The following is a 23,393-nucleotide window of genomic DNA, read 5'->3' as shown; positions in this document are numbered from 1 at the left end:
CAGCGCAAAGGCAGGGCCGGGGGCTGGATTCGGGTGGGGGAGGGGTGGTAGACGAATGAGAGAGCTTCGATTCGGAGGAGGTGGGGGATGCATTACGAGGGTCTGGTACTGGGCGCGCATCTGCCGGCGGGATGGCTGTGGCCGGCGTTGATCTTGATGGGTCTCATACTCTTCGGGGCGCTCGCGGTCCTGCTGCTGGTCAGCGGTGCGCGGTTCGACGATATGTCACACGTCGTACCGGCCACGCCCGGTCCGTGCGCGCCGTTCTGCTACACCGACAGCACGCCCGCGCCCGGCTATCGCTGAACCACCGTCCGGCGCGGGAGGTTTCCGCTCCGGCGGGACGGATACTCCAAGGGAACAGTTCGGCGATCGAGGTTTTCATGAGTCAGCGTGTTCCCGCCGTGGTAGGTCTGTACTTCCACGAATCCGGGCAGTGGCGGCGGATCGCCGAATTCCGGCTGGCCGCAGACGGTCACGTCACCTTCCGCGCGGTGGATCCGGTGGAGGGCTTGGTCGCGCGGGTCTGGTATCACCAGGGCGTCGGCATACTCGGCGAGGAGCGCACGGTGCTGCCCGCCGACGGCGCGGAATTCCTGCGGGCGCTGTTGCAGCCGTTCGGCTTCCGCGACTATCGCTTCCGGGACGACAGCACGCCCGGCGGCGCCGGACGGCGATTCGCGCACGGCAGCGCCTGGCATGCGGGAAATACGCTGGCGCACAACGGCCACGACCATGCGCATCGTGATCCCTGCGACCACGACGGGACGCACCGCGACGGCGACGACGCCCGGCCCGCCGCCTGGCGGTATCTGGACGGCGACACCGTCCGCTTCTGACCTACAGGCTATTTTCTGACCTACAGGCTATTGGCGAGCAGGGCATACTGCGCCGCCGCCATGGTGCGGACCTCCGATTCGGTCTCGGCGTTCACCACGCCCACATAGCGCTTGTAGACGACGTAGCAGCGATAGTCCCCGGACTTGCGTTTCACGCACTTGGTATCCGGCACATTGTCGGGAGCGGCGCCATTGTCGGTGGTCTCGCCCAGGCTCGCGATGAGCCCCGACACCAGCTCCGCGCTCGCCGCGGCATCCCGGGCGCGGAACAGGAAGTTGTCCTCCACGCTCGCCATGGCGTCCATGCCGGTGTCCTGCACCAGCCGGGTGCGCAGATTCTGATCACCGGCGGGATGGATGAGCATGTTCGCGCCGAACACCGCGAACACATCCGGATCGGGCGTGTGCTTGTCGCGATCGGAGGTCAGCACCCGGGCCAGCATGCCGCCCGGATCCACCGGCAGCGCGTCGATGGCGTCCGCGGGCGTGGCCTGGAAGGCGTCCACGGCGGCCACCTCGGCATCCAGGGTCTTCTTCACCCAGGACAGCAGATCGGCCTCCTGCGCCTGCGGCCGCATGAGGAACACCGAGATCACGAACTCCTTGCGCGCCATGGACACTCCGATATTGGCCACGCCCGGCCGCCAGTGGATGAAGGCGTCCGGATACTCCGGCAGCGTCAGCTTGCGGTTCTGCTCGAGCGCCACATTGAAGTCGGCGTCGGCGATCTCGCGTGCGGCCAGCTTGGCATTGTCCGTGGACGGGAAGCGCAGCAGCCGGATGGTGACCGCCGTGCCGGTGGGATCCACGGTGTCATCGGCCTTGTCCGGCTTGTCCGAGCCGCTGGCGGCGAAACCGGTGAGGAAGCCGCGGTTCTCCAGAATGGGCCGGGCCGAGGAGGATAGATTGCTGACGCCGATCACATCCTGCACGTCCTTCAGCACCAGGCCGCCGCGGCCGTGGCTCAGGCTCTGATCGATCCGGGCCGTCGGCACCACGGCCTCGGCCATGCGCATGCCCTCCAGCAGCGAACCCTTGTCGCCCGCGGGCTGGTCGTAGCGGTAGCGGTCGACCGGATAACTGCCCGCATCCAGTGTGCGGACATCGATTTCACCGGCGACCGGAGTGCCCTGGGTCCCGCAACCGGCCAGCACGGCGGTCAGGGCGAGGCAGGTCGCGGTGGTGATCAGGCGTATCGCGCGGTTCATGGTGTTCCCTCCCGCACTGCTCAGCAGCGGCGCTCCATCCCGATTTTCGCCATCGGGACGAGGGACTGTCCACCGTTCAGACCCAGATGCCCTTGCCGACGGTCACCACGCCGCCATTGCTGACCGCGAAACGATCCCGGTCGCGGTCCAGATCGACGCCGATGATCTCGCCCTCGGTGATCACCACGTTCTTGTCCAGGATCGCGTGCCGCACCACCGCGCCGCGGCCGATGCGCACCCCGGGCATGAGCACACTGCCCTCGACCGTGGCGCCATCGTCGACCAGCACATTCGAGAACAACACCGAATTGCGCACGGTCGCCGCCGACAGAATGCTGCCCGCGCCCACAATCGATTCCTGCGCCAGGCCGCCGCGGCCGAACTTGGCGGGCGGGAGATTCTCCGCCGCACCGCGAATGGGCCAGTGCTTGTTGTAGAGGTCGAAGACCGGGTCCACCGACACCAGATCCATGTGCGCCTCGTAGAAGGCGTCCAGGGTGCCGACATCGCGCCAGTAGCCGCGGCTGCGGTCGGTGGTGCCGGGCACCTCGTTGGCGCCGAAGTCGTAGACGGCGGCCTTGCCCTCGCGCACCAGGCTCGGAATGATGTCCCCGCCCATATCGTGGTCGGAGTCGTTGTCCTCGGCATCGGCGCGAATGGCGTCCACCAGCACCTTGGTGGTGAACACGTAATTGCCCATGGAGGCGAAGGTGACATTCGGATCGTCCGGGGTGCCGGGCGGATGCACCGGCTTCTCCAGAAAGCTGACGATGCGGCCGGATTCATCGGAATCGATACAGCCGAAGGCGCTGGCCTCGCTGCGCGGCACCCGGATGCCCGCCACCGTCACGCCCGCACCGGAATCGATGTGCGCGGTCACCATCTGCTCCGGATCCATCCGGTACACGTGGTCCGCGCCGAAGACCACGATGTACTCCGGATCCTCGTCGTAGATCAGGTTCAGCGACTGCATGATGGCGTCCGCGCTGCCGGTGTACCAGCGCGGGCCCAGCCGCTGCTGCGCCGGCACCGGGGTGATGTACTCGCCGCCGAACCCGGACAGCCGCCAGGTCTGCGAGATGTGCCGGTCCAGGGAATGCGACTTGTACTGGGTCAGCACGCAGATCTTGAGATAGCCGGCGTTCACGAGATTCGAGAGCACGAAATCGATGAGCCGGTACGCACCGCCGAACGGAACCGCCGGCTTGGCGCGATCCTTCGTGAGCGGAAAGAGTCGCTTGCCCTCGCCGCCGGCGAGCACGATCCCGAGTACGTGCGGCTGGCTCCTCACAATGCCAAACTACCGGGTGAGTTCGAACACGGAATGGCGACCATGTTCCGTGTTGATCGCGGGTTGACGTCCGGTATGCCAGGAACCGCCCCGAGATTGCCCTCACCTCGCATATTTCGCAGCCGGGGCGATTGGTTAGGTCCCGCTCGAGCGTCTACTTTGGACCGGTGAGTTACGGCGCGGAGGGCGCCCGCGAACTGCGGGTCGCGATGATGACCCGCGAGTACCCGCCCGAGGTGTACGGCGGGGCGGGAGTGCATGTCACCGAACTGGTTCCACGATTGCGAAGCCTGTGTGACGTGACGGTGCACTGCATGGGCGTGCAGCGCGCCGATGCCGTGGTGCACCAACCGGATCCGATGCTCTACGCCGCCAACTCCGCGCTGCAGATGATGTCCGCGCAGCTGCGCATGGCCGATGCCGCGGGCGGCGCCGACGTGGTGCACTCGCACACCTGGTACACCGGGCTGGCCGGGCACCTGGCCGCCACGCTCTACGGGATTCCACATGTGCTGACCGCGCATTCGCTGGAACCGCGGCGGCCGTGGAAGGCCGAACAGCTGGGCGGCGGCTACCGGCTGTCGTCGTGGTCGGAGCACAATGCCATGCACTGCGCCGACGCGGTCATCGCGGTCAGCGATGCCATGCGCGCCGATGTGCTGGCCGCCTACCCGGATATCGATCCCGCCAAAGTGCATGTGGTGCACAACGGAATCGACGCCGAGGTGTGGCATCCGGGCGGGCCCGCCGCGGGCAGCCGCGACATTCTGGGCGAACTCGGGGTGTCGCGGGAACGGCCCGTCGCGGCCTTCGTCGGGCGCATCACCCGGCAGAAGGGCGTCGCGCACCTGCTGGCCGCCGCGCGGCATCTGGACCCGGACATTCAGCTGGTGCTGTGCGCCGGGGCCGCCGACACCCCGGCCATGGAGGCCGAGGTCGCGGCGGCGGTGCGGGAACTCACCGCCACCCGCGACGGCGTCTACTGGGTCAAGCAGATGCTGCCCACCGAGCTGGTGCGCCAAATCCTCGCGGCCGCGACCGTTTTCGTCTGCCCCTCGGTGTACGAACCGCTCGGCATCGTGAATCTGGAGGCCATGGCCTGCGGGACCGCCGTGGTCGCCTCGGATGTGGGCGGGATTCCGGAGGTCGTCACGGACGGGGAGACCGGGCGCCTGGTGCGCTACGACGAGGCCGCACCCGCCGACTACGAGCGGGCGCTGGCGCACGCGGTGAATCTGGTGGCGGCCGACCCGGAGTCGGCCGCGGCCATGGGCGCGGCCGGACGCGCCCGGGCCATCGGCGAATTCGACTGGAACAACATTGCCGCCCACACCGCGCGGATCTACGACCTCGCGCGCAAGAGCTAAGCCCACCCGTCGCCCGGCCACCACCCCTCATGGAGTCGCTACGCGACGCTGTCGTTCAATCGGTACTTCATGAAGACGTTCGCCCGGTCGTAAGGGCTGGGCGGCAGTTCCGAGGGCGGCACGTGCACGAAACCCTCGGACTCGTACAGGTGTACGGCATTGGCCAGCACGCTGTTGCTGGCCAGGATCACCTCGGTCGCGCCCTGGGCGCGAGCCCAGTCGACCGCCGCGCGCAGCACGATGCGGCCGATGCCGCGGCCCCGATGCTGCGGCGGCACGGCCATTTTCGACAGCTCGTACACGCCGTGGCCCTCGGCCACCATGGCGCCGCAGCCGATGATCTGCTCGCCGTCGCGGGCGATGAACACCTGGCCGCCGTCGGCGACGATCTTGCCGGGATGGTCGAGGGTGGCGAGATCGGCGGCCTCGACGCTGAAGAACTTCTCGATCCACTCCAGATTGAGGTCGCGGAAGGCGCGGGCATCGGCCTCGGAGGACATGGGCTCGACCACGATCGAGCCGATTTCGGGGGTGCGGGCATCGGTCTGAGTCACCGCTTCAGCATTGCGTGCCAGCAACCATAACGTCCAATACTTGATAGCTCGGATCGATATGATCGACTTATGGATGGGGTCGAGCTGCGGCATCTGCGCTATTTCCTGGCCGTCGCCGAGGAACTGCACTTCGGGCGGGCCGCCGCGCGGCTGCACATCGCCCAGCCCGCCCTCACCCAGCAGATCCAGCGCCTGGAAACGCTGCTCGGGACGAAGCTCTTCGCCCGCACCTCCCGGACGGTGGCGCTCACCCCCGCCGGTGTCGTGCTGAAGGATCGGGCCATCGCCCTGCTCGGCCACGCCGAACGCGATCTGGCCGAGATCACCCGCATCGGCCAGGGCAGCCAGGGCACGCTCTACCTCGGCTTCGTGCCCTCGGTGCTACCCCTGGACCCGCTGCGCGGCGTGCGCGAATTCCGCGAACTGTTCCCGCTCGTGGAAGTCGAACTGGTGGAAGGCTTCACCAGCCATCTCATGGAGCGCCTCGCCACCGGCGCCCTGGACCTGGCCATCGTGCGCGACCCGGACCCGCAGCCCGGCACCGTCACCGTGCCCCTGATCACCGAGCCCTACGTCGCCATCCTGCCCGCCGACCACCCCCTCGCGGACCGCTCCGCGATCACCGGCGCCGACCTCGTGGACAACCCCCTGGTCTTCTTCCCCCGCGCCGCCGGCGGCCTGGCCCACGAAAAGAACCTCGCACCCCTGCGCGCCTCCGGCCGCCACCCCCGCATCGTCCAGGAAGCCACCAACTGGACCATCATCCTCTACCTGGTGGCCGCCGGCTTCGGCGTCACCGTGGCCCCCCGCAGCGCCGCCTTCACCGCCCCCGCCTCGGCCCGCATCATCCCCCTGGCCGACACCGACGCCACCACAACCATCTACATCGCCCACCGCACCGACGAGCCGCGCCCCCTCGTCCACAACCTCCTCGACCTGCTGCCCAATCAGCCCCGCACGCGATAGATCGCGATCCCCGCCGGTGCCCGCCGCCATCATCGAGCCGGGTAGCGCCGAGGTCGCCATTCCGGCGGCGCATGGCCGAAGCGCGGTCCCCGCGCTTCGGCGGGAGCGTCGCGCCGCACAGCCGGACCTGTGGGCCGATCAGCCTCGCACCCGATAGACCGCGACCCGCACCGACGCCGTCACCGGCATCGGATTCGGGAGCGCCGCAATGCGTTCGGCGCGCTCGGCCGCCGCATGACGGGCCGACGGCCCCATGGCCGCCACATTGGCGATATCGGCATGCGTGAGCGCCATCGTGTACTCGACCGCCCGTCGATCGAGCAATTCGAAGCGCTCACCCAGCGAGTCGGCCAGCCGGTCGTCCTTGGCCGCGTCGACCCGCACCATGCCCAGCGGCTCGATGAGCTCACCGAGATGCCGCGAGGTCGGCGTGATCACGATGAACCGCCCATCCGCACGCAGTACCCGCGCCACCTCGCCGGCGTTCCGCGGCGCGAAGACGCACAACACCGCGCTCAACGCGCCATTGCGGATCGGCAGCCCGCGCCACGCGTCCGCGAGCACCGCGCCCGCCCGCGGATGTGCTCGAGCACTGCGCTTGGCAGCGGTCTTGGAGACATCCAGCGCAATGCCGCGCGCGCTCGGCAGCGCATCCAACGCCGCCGCCAGGTAATACCCGGTTCCGGCACCGATTTCGAGGACGGCTGCCCCGGCCTTCGGCGAAAGTTCTGCCGCGCCGCCCGTTCTCGTCGTACTGCCCGGACCAGGCGCACCGACGTCAGCCTCACTGTGGGCTGCTGCGGACGGGTTCGCGGCATTCTCACCGCTCCCGGTGTCCGGATCGCCGAGCAGAGATGTGGTGATTCGCGCGGCCGGGGCCGTCTCCACGGCGCCACGCCGGGAGGCATCATCGGCGCCGACGTGTGGTCTGCGCGGCCCGCGTGGCTCCCGGCCGCGAAGCGCGCCGGGTCGAGGGGCTTCGGTCGCGGAACGCGGAGTTCGGCCGGGGCCGGCGAGCAGTGTCGCTGACAGCCGTGCGGCCGAGGCGGCCGCCGCCGTCGAGCCCGGGCGTGTCGTCGGGCCGCGGCGTGCGGTGGGCTCGGGGACGGTCGCGGTTCGATTCGGCGGCGTCGCGGGGGAGGCCACGGGCTGCTGTGCGCTGAGCTCGGGGGAGTGCGCCGTCGGCCGGTCGGTGGCGACTGGGTGCGCGGTGGCGGGGGCGACCGCGGCTGCCGGTGCGAGCGCCGGGCCGGTGGTGAGCGCGTGCGCGAGGGCTGTGGCGATGGGGGTGAAGTGGCCGGCGGCTTGGAAGGCAGCGCGGGCGTCGAGCATGGCCGGGGTGTCGCCGGTCATTTTGGTGGAGGCGCCCGTGAGGAGGCTGACGTAGCCCTGTTTGGCGATATCGAAACTGTGGCCGCGGGGGCAGCGCAGGGTGCGGTCGATGACCGAAATGTCGTGTCCGCATTCCGGGCAGGACAGTAGATCGGCGCAAGCGATCAGGCGCTCGGCCGGGGGTGATTCGGTTTTCACCGTGGCGCCGGTGAGCCGGTCAAACGGTGGGGTGTGGCTCACCGGCACTGGCAAGTCTGGCTATTAGCTGGTGACACTCTTGAGTTCGTCACCGAGCGCCGCGGCTTCCTCCGGCGTGAGCTCGACGACCAGTCGCCCGCCACCCTCGAGTGGAACCCGCATGACGATTCCACGCCCTTCCTTGGTTGCCTCGAGGGGACCGTCCCCGGTGCGGGGCTTCATGGCCGCCATCCTCTGCTCCCTCCAGATCTGCGCGGTCTGCTGCGCACTTTCATGGAACTCCAGTTGTCACCAACCAGGCAGCCCGCCGGTATGTGGCGGGCCGCACCAAGCCCATTCTTCCCTATCGCGGATCGGGGCGGGTACCTGAGTTCCAAAAACCGACCGTCGTGCCGTCTAGCGAGTACTCACATTCACCCAGCAATCGGCGATGTGATCGTCTACCATTCCGGTCGCTTGCATGAGCGCATAGGCGGTCGTGGGTCCCACGAACTTGAATCCGAGCCGCTTCAGTTCTTTTGCGAGAGCTGTTGATTCGGGCGTGACGGCGGGCACATCCGCGAGCGTGCGCGGGCGCGGTTTGGCGGCCGGCGCGAAGGACCAGAGCAGCTCGTCCAGGCTTTTCCCGAGGTCCCGGGCAACCCGCGCATTATGGATGCTCGCGTCGATTTTGGCGCGGTTGCGAACAATGCCGGTGTCCGCCATGAGCCGCGCCACATCCTTGTCCCCGAACTCCGCGACCCGCTCGATGGAGAACCCCGCGAACGCCGCCCGGAAGGCCGGCCGCTTCCGCAGAATCGTGATCCACGCCAGCCCCGACTGAAACGCCTCGAGGCATACCCGCTCGAACAACGCGTCATCCCCGTGCAGCGGCCGCCCCCACTCCTGATCGTGGTAATCCCGATACAGCTGCGATCCCTCCGACCATCCGCACCGCACATATCCGTCGGCGCTGATATCCACCTCGCTCACCGCGCGCCCGGCTCCCCACTCCGGGTCGCGGGCCCCGCACCGGGCGCACCCGGCTCGGGGCGCTGGGTGATCGGCTCGGTACCGCGTTCACCGGACTCCTCGCCCGGCCCCGCCACCGTGGCCTCCGGCGTCGAACTCCGCCCGTCCGGCGCGCCCCCGGCCGCCCCCGCGCCCCCGGCCGCCCCCGCGCCCCCGGCCGCCCCCGCGCCCCCGGTCGCCCCCGCGCCCTCGCCCGAGCTCGCGCCCGGCAAAACCTGAGGGACAGATGCAGCCTCGCCGCCCGCCGATAATGCGGGCGGTTCGCCCGGTGTAACCCGGCGTGGCGCGGGCACGTCCACGGCTGCCTGCGGCACAGGCGTGGCGGGAACCGTCGGCGGCGCGGGCGTGGCGGCTGCCGCGCTCTGCACAGGCGCAGCGGGTGCCGCTTGCGGCGCGGGTGCGACCGGTGCCGCGCTCTTCCCGGGCGCAGCGGGTGCCGCTTGCGGCGCGCCGTTCGATGAAGGCTGCTTGCTCAACGCCACGGCGGAGCGATCGCCGCGGGCGGCGGCCAGCTGGTGTTCGAGTTCGTCGATGCGGGCGGCCAGCCGGGTGAGCGCCCAGTCCACCTCACCGGCCTTGTAGCCGCGGAACACCTGTTGGAACCGCAGCGCCCGCACATCGCTGCCACTGATGCCCCCGGCCGGCAGCACGGTGACCGTCGTGCCCTCCGGCAGCGGCCCCAGCTCCTCCGACCGCCCGAAGATCGCGCTGGCAACGAGGAACAGCAGCGCGGCGACGAGGCCGACGATCAGCACGTACAGCAGCAGCGTGAGCATGCTCCCGAGCTTAGGTGTCCACCGCGCCCCGGGCACACCTCGGCCCGGCGGAAATCAGCCGTCGAGTTGTGAACAGCGACGATCGTTTTCGCCCTCCCAGCACTGCGCCCCAGCGCGGTGCCCGCCCGCCAGTACGGTGCCCGCCGGCCAGCGCTCTGCCCGCCCGCCAGCACGGTGCCCGCCCGCCAGCACGGTGCCCGCCGCCTGCGCTCTCCCCGCCCTCCAGCGCTCTGCCCGCCGACAGGCACCACCTTCCCACCCAGCACTGTGCCCCGCTGCCGTCAGGCAGCGGGGCACGAGATCTAGAGGTTCTCTGAGCTACAGGTGCCGCGTGGTGTCGATGCTCAGCGACATGCCCGCCAGGCCGCGGCGGCGGACGGCGAGTTTGTCGGCGATGCCCAGCAGGGCCTTGGCGGAGGGGCTCTCGGGATCGCGCAGCACGATGGGCTCGCCTTCGTCGCCGGCCTCGCGCAGCGCCTGCTCGATCGGAATCTGGCCCAGCAGCGGCACATTCGCGCCGACCGCGCGGGTCAGGTTCTCGGCCACGGACTGGCCGCCGCCGGAGCCGTAGAGCTCCATGCGGGTGCCGTCGGGCAGATCCAGCCAGGACATGTTCTCGACCACGCCCGCAATGCGCTGCCGGGTCTGCAGGGCGATGGATCCGGCGCGCTCGGCCACCTCGGCGGCGGCCAGCTGCGGGGTGGTGACGACCAGGATCTCGGCATTGGGGATGAGCTGCGCCAGCGAGATGGCCACATCGCCGGTCCCGGGCGGCAGGTCCAGCAGCAGGATGTCGAGATCGCCCCAGAACACATCGGCCAGGAACTGCTGCAGCGCCCGGTGCAGCATCGGCCCGCGCCACACCACGGGCGTATTGCCCTGGGTGAACATGGAGATGGAGATGACCTTCACATCGTGCGCCTGCGGCGGCATGATCATCCGCTCCACCTGGGTGGGCCGCTGATCGGTGCCGAGCATGCGGGGTACGGAGTGGCCGTAGATATCGGCGTCCAGCACGCCCACCGAGAGCCCGCGCGCGGCCAGCGCGGCGGCGAGATTCACGGTGACACTGGACTTTCCGACGCCGCCCTTACCGGAGGCGACGGCGTACACCCGGGTGAGCGAGCCGGGCTGGGCGAACGGGATGACCGGTTCGGCCGCATCGCCGCGCAGCTTGCGGCGCAGTTCGGTGCGCTGCTCGTCGTTCATGACGTCCAGGCCGACGGTGATGCCGCCGACTCCGGGCACGTCGGCCACGGCCTTGGTGACCCGCTCGGAGAGCTGGGTTTTCATCGGGCAGGCCGCTGTCGTCAGGTAGATCACGACGTGGACACTGCTGTCGGCGCCGATCTCGACGCTTTTCACCATGCCCAGTTCGGTGATCGGCTTCCGGATCTCCGGGTCGTCCACCTTCGCGAGCGCGCCCCGCACATCCGATTCCGTTACCACTGGCATACCCCGAGTCTAGGAGCGCCGGTGCGGACCGCCGCTACGGGGATGGGCGCGGGGTCTAGATGCGCGGGAGCTGGGCGGCCACCGGCTGGATGCCGGTCGTGTAGGCGGCCTCCCAGGCCATCACATTGGCGACGTAGGCCATGGAGTTGTTGTAGCGCAGGATGGCACGGGTCTGCTGGCCCGCATCACGCATATCGAGGCCGCCGGAGCACAGGTACTTGCCCGCGGTGAGGGCGGCGTCGAAGAGGTTCTGCGGATCGGCGATGCCGTCGCCATTGCCGTCGGCGGCGAAGCGGGTCCAGGTCTCCGGCAGGAACTGCATGGGACCGACCGCGCGGTCGTAGCCGTCCAGGCCGTCCAGGGCGCCATTGTCGGAATCGTGAATCACGTTGTTGCCGGCCAGACTTCCGTCGAGCACCGGTCCGTAGACCGGGTCGATGGTGTTGCCGGCCTCGTCGGCCTTGCCGCCGAAGGCGTGAATGGATTCGACGCGGCCGATGCCGGCCAGCATGGACCACGGCATATTGCAGACCGGATTGTCCGCCGCCAGAATGCGTTCCGCGTTCTGATAGGCGTTCACGGCGACGCCGGGCACGCCCAGCGGTCCGGCCGGCAGCGCCGCGGGCACGCGCCCGTCGGGCTGCGCCACGGTCTTCACCACCGGTGGCGGCGGGGGAGCGAGTTGCTTGGCTTCGCGGAGCAGTTTGTCCTCGGCGGCCGGGGCCGCCTCGGCTAGCGGTACGTGATCGTCGGGATCCACCGAAAGCCGTTGTTCGATACCGACATTCAGCTTCTCGGCGAGCGATCCGTCGGCTGCTCCGGTGACGGTGGCGAGTCCTGCGGGCATGAGCCCCGTCAATGCGATGACCGATCCGCGACGAACTTTGGGGACCGGCGGTTTACGGTGACGACCCACTGTGTGGTGACCCTCCATTGCCATCGGCTGTGAAACCGGGGTGCTGCAACGAAGAACCACGCTACATCATTCGAGACCTGTTCGTTACTCCTTCGTGACCAATTCTCAGGTTTGGCCAAGAAACGGCTACGGGGCCAATGCCCCCGAACCCCGAAAAGACGCGCGCGACGAGGGTTTTCGGGGGCCGAAGCCCCCAAACCACGCGAACTACCTAAATGTTACGGAACGGGCGCGGGCGCCGGGGCCGGAAGCGGAATAGTGATGCCGAACGGGAGCGTGATGCCCGGCGCCGGAGTGGTTTCCGGAGCCGCCGGTTCGGCGGGGGCCATCGGGGCGGGCTCCTCGGTCACGGCCGGAACCTCGGGGGCCGCTTCCGGCTGTTCGGCGGGTTGCGGCTGCTGCGCTTGCTGGGCGGGCTGCTGTTGCGGCTGCGGCTGGGTGCAGAGAACCTGCTGGAAAACCTCCGGCTGGCCCGGCTGCTGACCGGCCTCCGGAACGGCTTCCTCGTTCGGGTCGCGCGCCGGATCGACCGGATCGGGCTTGGGCGCCGAATCCTGCGCCTGCTCACAGGCATTCAGGTCCGGGATCGGGGCCGGGCAGAACACGCCGCAGGGGATCGCCGGCAGGCCCGGGATGGTGATCATCACCTGGGTCTGCGTTTCCGGGGCGACGGTGGTGGTCGGCGCCTCGGTGGTCGTGACGGTGGGAATCTCGGTGGCGGCCGCGGTCATGTCCGGTCCGGCCTGCGGCAGCGAGCCGGGCGCGATGAGCGCGTCCGAGATGTCCACCGCGGCCGGCGCGCCGCCGGTCTTGTAGGCCTGCGCCCAGCTCAGCACCTGGGCCGCGTAGGACATCGAATTGTTGTAGCGCAGTACGGCTTTCAGCTGCTGCTGGGAATCGCGCAGATCCAGCCCGCCGGAGCACAGGTACTTGCCCGCGGCCAGCGCGGCGTCGAAGACATTGTGCGGATCGGCCACGCCGTCGCCATTGCCGTCCGCGGCGTAGAGCGACCAGGTGCCGGGCAGGAACTGCATGGGGCCGATGGCCCGCACGAATCCGCCGCCGGCGGCCGGGATGACCTCGTTGCCGGGCAGCGTGCCGTCCAGTGCCGGACCGTAGATGGGCGAGACGGTGGTGCCCGCGGCATCGGTGCGGCCGCTGCCGGCGTGGAAGGACTCGATGCGGCCGATACCGGCCAGCAGGCTCCAGGACAGTCCGCAGCCGGGCGTGGAGGATTCCAGCGCCAGTTCGGCATTGCGGTAGGCGGCCAGCACGATCTCCGGAATGCCGAGCGCGCCGGTGCCGCCGGGCAGGGCGATGTTCTGCAGCGATACCGAGCCGAGCAGCGGTGAGCCGTCGCTGGGCGGGGTGAGTGCGCTGAGTTTGCGGGGCGCTTCCGGAGCCGCCGGAACCAGGCCCACGGTCAGGTCCGAGGCGGGTTCGGCGACGCTCTCGCCGGCGCCGTCGGTGGCCCGGGCGGCCAGCAGCGCTTCCGGCGCGGCCTGCGGGGCCGGCTGGGGATTCACCGTGGTGTTGGTGGTCGAACCGGCGGTGACCAGGCCCGCAATCAACAGCGCCGACGCTGTCACCGGTGCAGATATTCTCTTCGCCACCACACAAATCCCCTCAGTCGTGCGGCCTGACCCTTGAAACCGACACCGCACTGCACTGGTGTCTGGGTCGGTCGCTCGGAACAACGTGATCCAGGTTACCCATCAGTCAGGTCTTTGTGTACAACTTGCGGTGCTACTCGGAATCTTTCTGGCGTGAAATCGCAACCTCGTGACTCTTTCGGTCGGTACTCTTCTTTGCCTTCTTCGGCTTGACGACCTCACCGTCGGATGCCAGCTTCTCCAGTCTGATCAGGGTTTCCTTGACATCTTCCAGCTCGCGCCGCAGATAGTCACGCGTTGCCACCTCACCGACGGCGAGTCGCAGCGCGGCGAGTTCGCGCGCCAGGAATTCCGTATCGGCTTTTGTCTGAGCAGCTCGGGCCCGATCCTCCTCCAAGGACACCCGGTCGCGGTTGTCCTGGCGGTTCTGGGCCAGCAGGATGAGCGGCGCCGCATAGGCCGCCTGGGTGGAGAACGCCAGGTTCAGGAGGATGAACGGATACGGGTCCCAGCGCAGCCGGACCGCGAAGACGTTCAACAGGATCCAGGCGATCACGATGATGGTCTGGATCGCCAGATACCGGCCGGTGCCCAGGAACCGGGCCACCTTCTCGCTGCTGCGGGCCAGCGCCTCGGCATCCCAGTCCAGACCGCGGAAACGGCTCTCGACCGGCGTCTCCATGCGCTGGCGGGCGCTGAGTTTGTCGGCGCGCTCACTCATGCTGTGCCTTTCAGTGCACGAGCGGAGCGCTCCGTGGTTACGCTCCGCTGCCGCCTCCGCGCTTGACCGCTCATGCACGCCCTCCTGTGCCCTCGACCAGCGGCAAGCCCTTGACGTCGTGATTGTCCTCGTCCTGCTCGCGCCAGTCCTCCGGCAGCAGATGGTCGAGCACGTCGTCGACGGTGACCGCGCCGAGCAGGTGATTCTCATCGTCCACCACCGGACCGCACACCAGGTTGTAGGTGGCGAAATAGCGGGTGACGGCGCTCAGCGGGGCGTCGGGCCGCAGCCGTACCAGATCCGCGTCCACGATGCCGCCGACCAGGTTGGCGGGCGGCTCGCGCAAGAGTTGCTGGAAGTGCACGCACCCCAGATAGCGGCCGGTGGGCGTGGCCGTCGGCGGGCGGGCCACGAAGACCATGCTGGCCAGCGCCGGGGTGAGCTCCGGATCGCGCACCCGGGCAAGGGCTTCCGCGACCGTGGTGGCCGGGGTCAGCACCACCGGTTTGGAGGTCATCAGACCGCCCGCGGTGTAGGGGGCGTGCTCGAGCAGGCGGCGCACCGGTTCGGAATCCTCCGGATCCATCAGCGCCAGCAGCGATTCCGCTTCCCCCGCGGGCAGCTCGCCCAGCAGGTCGGCGGCGTCGTCGGGATCCATGGCCTCGAGCAGATCGGCGGCGCGTTCGGTGCCCAGCGATTCCAGCAGTTCCACCTGATCGCTCTCGGGCAGCTCCTGCACCACGTCCGCGAGCCGGTCGTCGTCCATCGCGTCCGCCACCTCGATGCGGCGCTTGTTCGGCAGGTCGCGCAGCAGGTGCGCGACATCGGCGGCCCGCATGCCCTCGAACTGGGCGAGCAACTGGGTGACGTCCTGGCCGGGCATGTTCAATTCGGTCTGGGTGAGACCGCGCACGAACGACCAGTCCACCACGTGCACCGCACCGCGCCGCCCGAAGCCGAGCCGGCGGCGCTCGCGCACCGCGACCCGGGAGATCAGCCAATCGCGGGTGCGGGACTGCTCGATGCCGAGATCGACCACCACCACCTCGGTGTCGCCCAGCTCGGGCAGCGCGGGATCGTCCACCCGCACCGTGGAGTCGAGAATCTGCGCGATGGCCAGCATTTCGCCCGGCCGCTGCTCGAACCGCCGCACGCTGATGGTGCCGGTGGTGAGCGTGACCGAACCCGGCTCGACGGAGGTCACCCGCAGCATGGGCACGAAAATCCGCTTGCGGGTGGGCAGTTCGACCAGGATGCCGAGGACCCGCGGCTGCTGGCGGTCGTAGCGGACGGAGATCACGAGGTCGCGAATGCGGCCGATAGACTCCCCGTCCGGTCCCAGCACCACCAAGCCCGCGAGCCGGGCGGCGAAAACTCTCGTCGCTGCCATAACAATCAAGGCTAGTGGGTCTGGACTGCCCGAAATGTCGCGCCACGAGCGCGAACACCCAAGGAGTGATCGATGACATCCCGCCGTTCGGTGCTCGCCGTACCCGGCAGCAACCCGCGCATGATCGAGAAGGCCAAGGGGCTCGCCGCCGACGAGGTGTTCCTGGATCTCGAGGACGCGGTCGCGCCCGCGGCGAAGGCGGCCGCGCGGGCGAACATCGTGACCGCGCTCAATGCCGGCGGCTGGAACGGCCAGATCCGGGTGGTGCGGGTCAACGACTGGAGCACCGAGCACACCTACGCCGATGTCATCACCGTGGTCGAGGGCGCGGGCTCCGAACTCGACGCCATCCTGCTGCCCAAGGTCACCGACGCCGGGCAGGTGCGGGCCCTGGATCTGCTGCTGACCCAGCTGGAGAAGGCCAACGGCCTGCCGGTCGGCCGCATCGGCATCGAACCGCAGCTCGAGAACGCGCTGGGGCTGCGCAATATCGACGCCATCGCCACCGCGAGCCCGCGCGTGCAGACGCTGGTGTTCGGCCCGGCCGACTTCATGGCCTCGATCAATATGCGCACCCTCGTGGTGGGCGAGCAGCCCGAGGGCTATGACACCGGCGACGCCTACCACCACATTCTGATGAGCATCCTGCTCACCGCGCGGGCGCACGGCCTGCAGGCCATCGACGGCCCCTACCTGGCCGTTCGCGATATCGACGGCTTCCGGCGGGCCGCCGCGCGCACCGCCGCCCTCGGCTTCGACGGCAAGTGGGTGCTGCATCCGGATCAGATCACCGCCTGCAACGAGATCTTCAGTCCCCGCCAGGCCGACTACGACCGCGCGGAGGAGATTCTGGACGCGTACGCTTTCCATACGTCGGCGGCGGGCGGCGCCCGGGGCGCGGTCATGCTGGGCGATGAGATGATCGATGAGGCCAGTGCGAAAATGGCGCAGGTCATCGCTGATAAAGGACGAGCGGCAGGAATGACGCGCAACACGCAATTCGTACCGCCGTCGGACGATCCGAACTAGGCATGATGGAGTCATGACGAATCCCATGGGGAACGCCGGCCGCAACCGGGGACCCGGTCTGCCGACGCCGCCTTCGGGCTGGCCGGTCGGCTCGTACCCGACCTATGCGGAGGCGCAGCGGGCGGTCGACTATCTGGCCGACAATCAATTCCCGGTGGAGAACGTGACCATCGTCGGCGTCGACCTCATGCAGGTCGAGCGCGTGCTGTACCGCCTGACCTGGGGCAAGGTCATCGGCGGCGGCATGGTGTCGGGCGCCTGGCTGGGCCTGTTCATCGGCCTGCTGCTGAGCCTGTTCAGCACCAGCGGCAGCCAGTACTGGCCGCTGCTGGTGGGCCTGATCGGCGGCATCATCTTCGGTGTCATCTCCACCGCCATCCCGTATGCCGCCACCCGCGGGCAGCGCGATTTCGCCTCCACCATGCAGCTGGTGGCCGGCCGCTACGACGTGCTGTGCGATCCCAAGGCCGCCGAGCAGGCGCGCGACATGCTGGCGAGGCTGGCCATCTAGTTCATGGATGTGATGAAGCAGGTCCGGGCGCGCACGCTCGGGCATTTCGGTGTGGAGTCCGCGGATGCGGCATCGGTGACGTTCCTGGGGTTGGAGCCCATCGATATCCTGCGCATCCCGGACGGTGAGTTCGTTCATTACGTGACGCTGGGCGGTTCCCGGCATCCCATGACGGATCCGGCCGCGGCGCTCGCCGATCCGGTGCGCGGGCCGCGCGCGGAGCTGGTGCTGACCCTGCGCGGCGGGGTCGGCGCGGGCTCGGGGCTGACCCGGGCGCTGGGCGTGCTGGTCGCAGCGCCCGCCGTGGAAGGCGTTGTGCTGCAACCCGATGCGCTGCTGGATGTGGGAGAACCGTTGTGGGCCAATGCCCCGTTCACCGCGGTGCTGCTGGGTGAGAGCGATATCCCGGAGGTCGTGCTGCCGGAACCCGCTGAGCCCGTGCGCTTCTTGAGTGTCACGCCGATTACCGCGACCGAAGCCGCGTGGGTTCGGATCCGCGGGGCGGCCGCGCTCAGGGACGCGTGGAAAGAGGCGCGGATCGACGTGCGCGATCCGGGCCGCTCGGCGGCGAGTCTGTAAGTCTCACAACCACTTGTTGCGGCGGAAGTTCGCGTAGAGCAGTACGCACGCCAGCACCATGAGCCCGAGCACGCCGTAATACCCGTAGGTCCACTTCAGCTCGGGCATGTGATCGAAGTTCATGCCGTACACGCCCGCGATCATGGTCGGCACCGCCGCCATGGCCGCGTAGGCGGAGATCTTGCGCATATCGGTGTTCTGCTGCACCCCCACCTTGGCGAGCGCGGCATTGATGAGCGCGCTGAGGGATTCGTCGAAGTCGGTGACCTGCTCGGTGACCGCGGTGTGGTGGTCGGTGACATCGCGCATATAGGAGCGGATCTCGGTGGGCAGCGGCAGCGACATGTCGTGGGTGAGCAGCTGCAGGGGGATGGTGAGCGGTTTCACGGCCCGGCGTAGTTCCACCACTTCGCGTTTGAGCTGATAGATCGCCTCGATCTTGATCTTGTTGGCCGGGGTGAAGACCTCTTCCTCCATGGCGTCCACATCGTCCTCGATATCCGCGACCACTTCCACGTAGGAGTCCACGATGTGATCGGCGACCGCGTGCAGGACCGAACTGGGGCCCAGCGCCAGTTGCGCGGGATCGGCCTCCAGCTCCCGGCGAACCCCGGCCAGCCCGGTGTGGTCACCGTGCCGGACGGTAATGACGAAATCCCGGCCCAGGAACACCATCATCTGACCGGTGTCGACGATCTCGCTGACGGTGTTCAACTCGTGCTCGTGATACCGCACCGTGCGCAGCGCCAGGACCAGCACCTTGTCGAAACGTTCCAGTTTGGGGCGCTGATGGCCCTTGATGGCGTCCTCGGCGGCCAGCGGATGCAGCCCGAAGGTCTCCGCCACATCGGTCATGAGCGCGGCGCCGGGCTCGTGCAGGCCGAGCCAGACGAAGCCGGAATTGCGCTCCCGGACCTCGTCCAGGGCGTTCTTGTAGGTGCACTGCTCCCACAGCCGGGTGCCGTCGACGTAGACCGCGCAGTCGACGATGCCGCCGGCGGCCACGCTCGCGGGCTGCCCGGCGGATGCGCGCTCGCCTGCCCGTCCGGTCCAGCGGAGGGACGGCAGCGGTGGAATCGACGGCACTCGGCGAGTCTAATTGCCCGGCCGCCCGGGACAGCCGCTGCGCCGCAGGCAAGATGGACGGCGTGCGCATCGATCTCCACACTCATTCCACCGCCTCGGACGGCACGGACACCCCGTCCGAACTGATCGGCAAGGCCGCGGCCGCCGGGCTCGACGTGGTCGCCCTGACCGATCACGACACCACCTCCGGCTGGGCCGAGGCCGTCGCCGCCCTGCCCGCGGGGCTGACGCTGGTGCGGGGCATGGAGATGTCGTGTGTGGGGCTGGGGGAGGACGGGTATCCGGTGCCGGTGCATCTGCTGGCCTACCTGTTCGATCCGGCCGACGAGTCCTTCGCGCAGGAGCGGGAACGGTTGCGGGCCGAGCGGATCGTGCGACTACGGTCCATGGCCGAGCAGATGGCGGCCGACGGCCTGCCCATCGATCCGGACGCGGTGATGGCCGCGGTGGGCCCGTCGGCGGGCCGGCCGCATCTGGCGCGGGCGCTGGTGACCGCGGGCGTGGTGCCGACGGTGGACGCGGCCTTCCAGGATCTGCTCGCCCCGCACGGCCGGTACTACGTGGAGAAGGCCGACACGCCGCTGCGACGGGCGGTCGAGATGGTGGCCTCGGCGGGCGGGGTGAGCGTGGTGGCGCATGCGCGCGCCCGCAAGCGCGGCCGGCTGCTGGCGCTCGACCATATTCGCGAGCTGGCCGAGATCGGCCTGGGCGGGCTGGAACTGGACCATCCCGATCACAATGCCGCCGACCGCGAGGTGCTGGCGGCGCTGGCGGGCGAGCTGGGGCTGGTGACCACCGGCTCCTCGGACTACCACGGCAGCAACAAGACCATTCGTCTCGGTGAATTCACCACCGACCCAACACAATTCGAGGAGATCGTGGGTAAAGCGAGCGGGGTGCCGGTGATTGCCGGATGACGGGGACCCACCGGGCGGTTCGCGACGCCGGGCAGGGCGGGCGCGTGGAGCCGGTATGAGGCTGGTGCGAGGGGTGAGCGGGGTGGTCGCCGGCGGCGTGGTGGTGCTGGCGGCGACCGTCATCGGTGCGGAGATCATCGGTATCCGGCGCGGATTTCCCGGTCCCGGCTGGGACACCGTGGCCTGGCATATCGGTGCGGCACTCGCGGTTTCGGCAGCACAGATATTCGCGGACCGGCGTCGTGGATTCGCGTCTTTTTCCGGATCGATGGTCGTTTTTCTGATAGCCGGATATCTGCTGTGGGCGCAGTGGTGGAATTGAAATACGCATAACGGTTGCGGGGCGTTGAACTGTGGCCGAACATTTGTCGTTATGGGCGAATTCGACGCCGATGTACTGATCCTGGGTGGTGGTCCGGCCGGAGCCTGGGCCGCGCTCGCCGCCGCTGCCGCGGGTGCTCGGGTACTGGTCGTCGACAAAGCCCGCTGCGGAACCAGCGGACCGACCGCCCGGGGCGGGGTGACGCTGTGGAACATTCCGGCGGGGCGGGGGCGCGAGGAGGCGGTGGCGCAGAACTTCGCGCATGCCGGCGGGATCGGCGATCCGGAGTGGATGCGGCGCGTGCTGGAGGAGACCCACCGGCGGGTCGGGCAGTTGGTGCAGGGCGGGTTCCGGTTCCAGGGCGAGCATCCCGGCCGGCCCGCGCGGGTGTACCTGGACGGCGTCAAATACCTCGGCCGGATGCGGCGCAGCATGCTCGTCGCGGGGGTGCGGATTCTCGATCACCATCCGGCCCTGCAGCTGATCACCGATGGCGACGGGGTGGTGTCGGGCGCGGCCGGGGTGGCGCTGTCCGGTGAGCCGCGGGCCTGGACCGCGCGGGCCCGGGCGGTGGTCCTGGCGACCGGCGGCTGCGCCTTTCTCTCCGGCGGCGCGGGCACCGATGTGGACACCGGCGACGGGCTGCTCATGGGCGTGGAGGCCGGGGCCGACCTGTCCGGCATGGAATTCTCCAATGCGTATTCGCTGGTGCCCGCCGAAAATCCGCTGCGGATGGCGGGCGCCGCCGTCTTCGCGCCCGACCAGGTCATGCACTTCGCCACCCTCTACGACGAATCCCGCTCGGTGCTGTGCGGCAATGGATGCGGTTCGCGGGCGCAGGTTTTCGCCGCCCTCGCCGACGGCCGCCGCGTCTACGCCACCCTCGACCAGTTGCCCGCCGACCTGCGCGGGGAGCTGCTGCGGCACGGTGGACCGGACTGGTCGGGCCGGGTGCCGCTGCGCGCGGTGCTGGAGGGCACCGTACGCGGCACCGGCGGCCTGCGCCTGTCCGGACCCGATTGCGCCACCACGGTTCCCGGCCTCTACGGCGCGGGCGATGTGACCACCCGCGAACCCATTACCGGCGCGGTCTCCGGCTTCGGCGGGCAGAACGGCGCGTGGGCCATCTCCACCGGCGTCTGGGCGGGTGCGGCGGCCGCCCGGTTCGCGGGCACCCGGCGCAAGATCGGCAAGACCCGGCCGGTCCCCGGCGCGGGCCTGGGCGCCAAGGCCCGCATCGATCCGCGCGCGGTGATCGGCCTGGTGCAGGAGCACACCCTGCCGCTGCGCCGCAGCTACTGGCGCAGCGACGGCAGCCTGCGCGACAGCATCGGCGAACTCGACGGCATGTGGCCGGGCGCGGAATTCGATCTCGGCGGATCCGGCGCCGACCGCGTGCGCGCCCGCCAGGCGGCGGCGCTGCTGGCCGTCGCGCGCTGGACCAAGTACACGGCCCTGGCCCGCACCGAGACCCGCGGCATGCACCGGCGCACCGACCATCCGGGCGCCACGAACGACTGGCGGGTGCGGCTGCTGTCCGGCGGTCTGGAGACGGTGTGGGTGCGGCCCGAGCGTGCGCTGCCCGAACTCACCTCCACCGTGACAAGTCCGCGAGACACTTCGCCGCAGGACGGTGCGGACCTGCGAGTTTCCTGAAACCCAGGGGTGATTCGCATCCCCTACGCTTCGGGGATGACGTACCAGCGGGACGGCCCCAGGGGCGATTTGGCGCGTCGTAGCAGGTACTGGCAGAATGGCTGGACCCTGGCCGAAGCCACCGCCCGGCCTCGGGGACTCGGTGATCACGATCCGCGACTCGCGGATTCTCCCTCGGTCACCCCGGCGATATCGCCCGGACCCACCCGTCCGGTTTTCGCTCGATGATCTGTGTCGCGACACGCTTTCCGCGATCCCGTAATACTTTGTGTCTGTTGCCACGATGTGCTGGCAAGGTTTCACTGGCGGGCTCGCGATGAGGCGGCCGGCGCGCCGATATAAGAGCACCGAAACCCTATTACCTATTACCGAACGGTAACCGTCAAACGGTTGAGTCCGCACCGAGCAGGAGTGAAATCGTGTCACCTGTGACTGAAGCTGTGAACGCCACCCAGACCAGCCCCGCGTCCAATGCCAACCTGTCCGATATCACCACGGAAGAGATTTTCGCGGGCCACCTCGGCGGCAAGCTCTCGGTCGAACTCACCGCACCTCTCGAGACGCAGCGCGATCTGTCCATCGCCTACACCCCCGGTGTGGCGCAGGTCTGCCGCGGCATCCACAAGGACGAGTCCCTCGCCAAGACCTACACCTGGGCCGAGCGCCTGGTCGTGGTGGTCTCCGACGGCACCGCCGTGCTGGGCCTGGGCGATATCGGCCCGCGCGCCTCGCTGCCGGTGATGGAGGGCAAGGCGGCGCTGTTCAAGAAGTTCGCCGGGCTGGACTCCATCCCGATCGTGCTCGACACCACCGATCCCGATGCGATCGTCGAGACGCTCATCCGGCTGCGCCCCAGCTTCGGCGCGGTCAACCTGGAGGACATCTCCGCGCCGCGCTGCTTCGAGATCGAGAAGCGCGTCATCGAGGCGCTGGACTGCCCGGTCATGCACGACGATCAGCACGGCACCGCCATTGTGGTGCTGGCCGCCCTCAAGGGCGCGGCCGCGGTGCAGGGCCGCGATATGTCCGGCCTGAAGGTCGTGGTGTCCGGCGCCGGCGCGGCCGGTGTGGCGTGCACCAATATCCTGCTGGCGGCCGGTGTTTCGGACATCATCGTGCTCGATTCCAAGGGCATCGTGAGCCGTGATCGCACCGACCTCAACGAGGTGAAGGCCGAGCTGGCGCAGCGCACCGACCCGCGCGATGTGACCGGCGGCGCGGCCGAGGCCCTCGCGGGCGCGGACGTGTTCCTGGGCCTGTCGGCGGGCACCATCGCCGAGGAGCTCATCGCCTCCATGGCGCCGGAGTCCATCGTGTTCGCCATGTCGAACCCGGATCCGGAGATCCACCCGGAGGTGGCGAGCAAGTACGCCGCCATCGTGGCCACGGGGCGCAGCGACTTCCCGAACCAGATCAACAATGTGCTCGCGTTCCCGGGCGTGTTCAAGGGCGCGCTGGATGCGGGCGCGCGCCGGATCACCGAGGGCATGAAGGTCGCGGCGGCCGAGGCCATCTTCGGCGTGGTCGCCGATGAGCTGTCGGCCGACAAGATCATCCCCAGCCCGCTGGATCCGCGCGTGGCCCCGGCCGTCGCCGAGGCCGTCGGCAATGCCGCCCGCGCGGAGGGCGTGGCATAACACGACTCTGCGATCTCGG

At 69.2% G+C, this 23,393-nt stretch carries 23 protein-coding genes and 1 pseudogene; 11 read left to right on the top strand and 13 right to left on the bottom strand.

The annotated features are described in order from the left end of the window. The first annotated feature begins 87 nt into the window (after positions 1 to 87). The gene (locus tag ACYQ5L_RS32100; RefSeq protein WP_459961934.1) at positions 88 to 306 is read left to right on the top strand and encodes a hypothetical protein; all 219 of its coding nucleotides are present in this window, start codon (positions 88 to 90) and stop codon (positions 304 to 306) included. 77 nt (positions 307 to 383) lie between these two features. Continuing rightward, complete coding sequence (locus ACYQ5L_RS32095) at positions 384 to 839, top strand: hypothetical protein (protein WP_459961933.1); 456 nt, start codon at positions 384 to 386, stop codon at positions 837 to 839. A gap of 20 nt (positions 840 to 859) precedes the next feature. Here ACYQ5L_RS32095 and ACYQ5L_RS32090 read toward each other — a convergent pair whose 3' ends face one another. Both ACYQ5L_RS32090 and glgC read right to left on the bottom strand, forming a co-directional pair. Further along, entirely contained in the window at positions 860 to 2,047 is a 1,188-nt protein-coding gene (locus ACYQ5L_RS32090) for a DUF7373 family lipoprotein (RefSeq protein WP_459961932.1), read from the bottom strand. Between the two features lie 76 nt (positions 2,048 to 2,123). Then, complete coding sequence (gene glgC / locus ACYQ5L_RS32085; RefSeq protein WP_379197781.1) at positions 2,124 to 3,338, bottom strand: glucose-1-phosphate adenylyltransferase; 1,215 nt, start codon at positions 3,336 to 3,338, stop codon at positions 2,124 to 2,126. A 197-nt stretch (positions 3,339 to 3,535) separates the two neighbouring features. Between glgC and glgA the strand changes: the two genes are divergently transcribed. Continuing rightward, a complete protein-coding gene (gene glgA, locus ACYQ5L_RS32080; RefSeq protein WP_459963611.1) occupies positions 3,536 to 4,705 on the top strand; it encodes a glycogen synthase in 1,170 nt (389 codons plus the stop codon). Positions 4,706 to 4,743: 38 nt separating this feature from the next. On the opposite strand, the gene ACYQ5L_RS32075 is transcribed toward glgA, so the two are convergent. Then, entirely contained in the window at positions 4,744 to 5,259 is a 516-nt protein-coding gene (locus ACYQ5L_RS32075) for a GNAT family N-acetyltransferase (protein ID WP_459961931.1), read from the bottom strand. Between the two features lie 69 nt (positions 5,260 to 5,328). On the opposite strand from ACYQ5L_RS32075, the gene ACYQ5L_RS32070 reads away from it, so the two are divergent. Continuing rightward, on the top strand, positions 5,329 to 6,225 hold the full coding sequence (locus tag ACYQ5L_RS32070; protein ID WP_459961930.1) for a LysR family transcriptional regulator: 897 nt from the start codon (positions 5,329 to 5,331) through the stop codon (positions 6,223 to 6,225). A 138-nt stretch (positions 6,226 to 6,363) separates the two neighbouring features. On the opposite strand, the gene ACYQ5L_RS32065 is transcribed toward ACYQ5L_RS32070, so the two are convergent. The 9 genes and pseudogenes from ACYQ5L_RS32065 to ACYQ5L_RS32025 form a co-directional block, all read right to left on the bottom strand. Continuing rightward, positions 6,364 to 7,797: a putative RNA methyltransferase gene (locus tag ACYQ5L_RS32065; RefSeq protein WP_459961929.1), complete on the bottom strand. Its 1,434-nt coding sequence runs from the start codon at positions 7,795 to 7,797 to the stop codon at positions 6,364 to 6,366. Between the two features lie 21 nt (positions 7,798 to 7,818). Next, a complete protein-coding gene (locus tag ACYQ5L_RS32060; protein WP_006554284.1) occupies positions 7,819 to 7,986 on the bottom strand; it encodes a DUF3117 domain-containing protein in 168 nt (55 codons plus the stop codon). 165 nt (positions 7,987 to 8,151) lie between these two features. Next, complete coding sequence (locus ACYQ5L_RS32055; protein ID WP_459961928.1) at positions 8,152 to 8,727, bottom strand: DNA-3-methyladenine glycosylase I; 576 nt, start codon at positions 8,725 to 8,727, stop codon at positions 8,152 to 8,154. A gap of 542 nt (positions 8,728 to 9,269) precedes the next feature. Next, positions 9,270 to 9,542, bottom strand: a pseudogene (locus tag ACYQ5L_RS32050) (DivIVA domain-containing protein); the annotation flags it as partial. Between the two features lie 318 nt (positions 9,543 to 9,860). Beyond that, complete coding sequence (locus tag ACYQ5L_RS32045) at positions 9,861 to 10,997, bottom strand: Mrp/NBP35 family ATP-binding protein (protein ID WP_459961927.1); 1,137 nt, start codon at positions 10,995 to 10,997, stop codon at positions 9,861 to 9,863. Between the two features lie 55 nt (positions 10,998 to 11,052). Beyond that, positions 11,053 to 11,913 (bottom strand): lytic transglycosylase domain-containing protein, encoded by an 861-nt coding sequence (locus tag ACYQ5L_RS32040; RefSeq protein ID WP_379197791.1) that lies wholly within the window; start codon positions 11,911 to 11,913, stop codon positions 11,053 to 11,055. A 218-nt stretch (positions 11,914 to 12,131) separates the two neighbouring features. After that, on the bottom strand, positions 12,132 to 13,502 hold the full coding sequence (locus tag ACYQ5L_RS32035; protein ID WP_459961926.1) for a lytic transglycosylase domain-containing protein: 1,371 nt from the start codon (positions 13,500 to 13,502) through the stop codon (positions 12,132 to 12,134). Between the two features lie 157 nt (positions 13,503 to 13,659). After that, a complete protein-coding gene (locus tag ACYQ5L_RS32030; protein WP_379197795.1) occupies positions 13,660 to 14,247 on the bottom strand; it encodes a DUF1003 domain-containing protein in 588 nt (195 codons plus the stop codon). 70 nt (positions 14,248 to 14,317) lie between these two features. Continuing rightward, positions 14,318 to 15,637: a magnesium transporter MgtE N-terminal domain-containing protein gene (locus ACYQ5L_RS32025; protein WP_459961925.1), complete on the bottom strand. Its 1,320-nt coding sequence runs from the start codon at positions 15,635 to 15,637 to the stop codon at positions 14,318 to 14,320. Positions 15,638 to 15,709: 72 nt separating this feature from the next. Between ACYQ5L_RS32025 and ACYQ5L_RS32020 the strand changes: the two genes are divergently transcribed. From ACYQ5L_RS32020 to ACYQ5L_RS32010, 3 genes are read left to right on the top strand one after another with little or no spacing between them, the layout of a single operon-like run. Further along, positions 15,710 to 16,666, top strand: coding sequence for an HpcH/HpaI aldolase/citrate lyase family protein (locus ACYQ5L_RS32020; protein ID WP_459961924.1), 957 nt, complete (start codon positions 15,710 to 15,712; stop codon positions 16,664 to 16,666). Positions 16,667 to 16,679: 13 nt separating this feature from the next. Further along, on the top strand, positions 16,680 to 17,177 hold the full coding sequence (locus tag ACYQ5L_RS32015) for a YflT domain-containing protein (protein ID WP_379197801.1): 498 nt from the start codon (positions 16,680 to 16,682) through the stop codon (positions 17,175 to 17,177). Positions 17,178 to 17,180: 3 nt separating this feature from the next. Next, positions 17,181 to 17,756, top strand: a complete 576-nt coding sequence (locus ACYQ5L_RS32010) for a suppressor of fused domain protein (RefSeq protein WP_459961923.1) — start codon at positions 17,181 to 17,183, stop codon at positions 17,754 to 17,756. A gap of 3 nt (positions 17,757 to 17,759) precedes the next feature. Here the strand turns inward: ACYQ5L_RS32010 and ACYQ5L_RS32005 are convergent, their stop codons facing one another. Then, the gene (locus ACYQ5L_RS32005) at positions 17,760 to 18,842 is read right to left on the bottom strand and encodes a magnesium and cobalt transport protein CorA (protein WP_459961922.1); all 1,083 of its coding nucleotides are present in this window, start codon (positions 18,840 to 18,842) and stop codon (positions 17,760 to 17,762) included. 62 nt (positions 18,843 to 18,904) lie between these two features. Here ACYQ5L_RS32005 and ACYQ5L_RS32000 point away from each other — a divergent pair, with 62 nt between their 5' ends. The 4 genes from ACYQ5L_RS32000 (at position 18,905) to ACYQ5L_RS31985 (ending at position 23,374) form a co-directional block, all read left to right on the top strand. Then, positions 18,905 to 19,759: a PHP domain-containing protein gene (locus ACYQ5L_RS32000; protein ID WP_459963610.1), complete on the top strand. Its 855-nt coding sequence runs from the start codon at positions 18,905 to 18,907 to the stop codon at positions 19,757 to 19,759. 55 nt (positions 19,760 to 19,814) lie between these two features. Continuing rightward, on the top strand, positions 19,815 to 20,081 hold the full coding sequence (locus ACYQ5L_RS31995) for a hypothetical protein (protein WP_459961921.1): 267 nt from the start codon (positions 19,815 to 19,817) through the stop codon (positions 20,079 to 20,081). Positions 20,082 to 20,132: 51 nt separating this feature from the next. Beyond that, positions 20,133 to 21,737, top strand: a complete 1,605-nt coding sequence (locus ACYQ5L_RS31990) for an FAD-binding protein (RefSeq protein WP_459961920.1) — start codon at positions 20,133 to 20,135, stop codon at positions 21,735 to 21,737. A gap of 419 nt (positions 21,738 to 22,156) precedes the next feature. Next, the gene (locus ACYQ5L_RS31985) at positions 22,157 to 23,374 is read left to right on the top strand and encodes an NAD(P)-dependent malic enzyme (RefSeq protein WP_459961919.1); all 1,218 of its coding nucleotides are present in this window, start codon (positions 22,157 to 22,159) and stop codon (positions 23,372 to 23,374) included. Positions 23,375 to 23,393 lie beyond the last annotated feature (19 nt).

It is taken from the genome of Nocardia sp. IFM 10818 (assembly GCF_054655275.1).
Note: the sequence above shows the minus strand (reverse complement) of the source record. Positions and strands in the feature narration are given on the sequence as shown.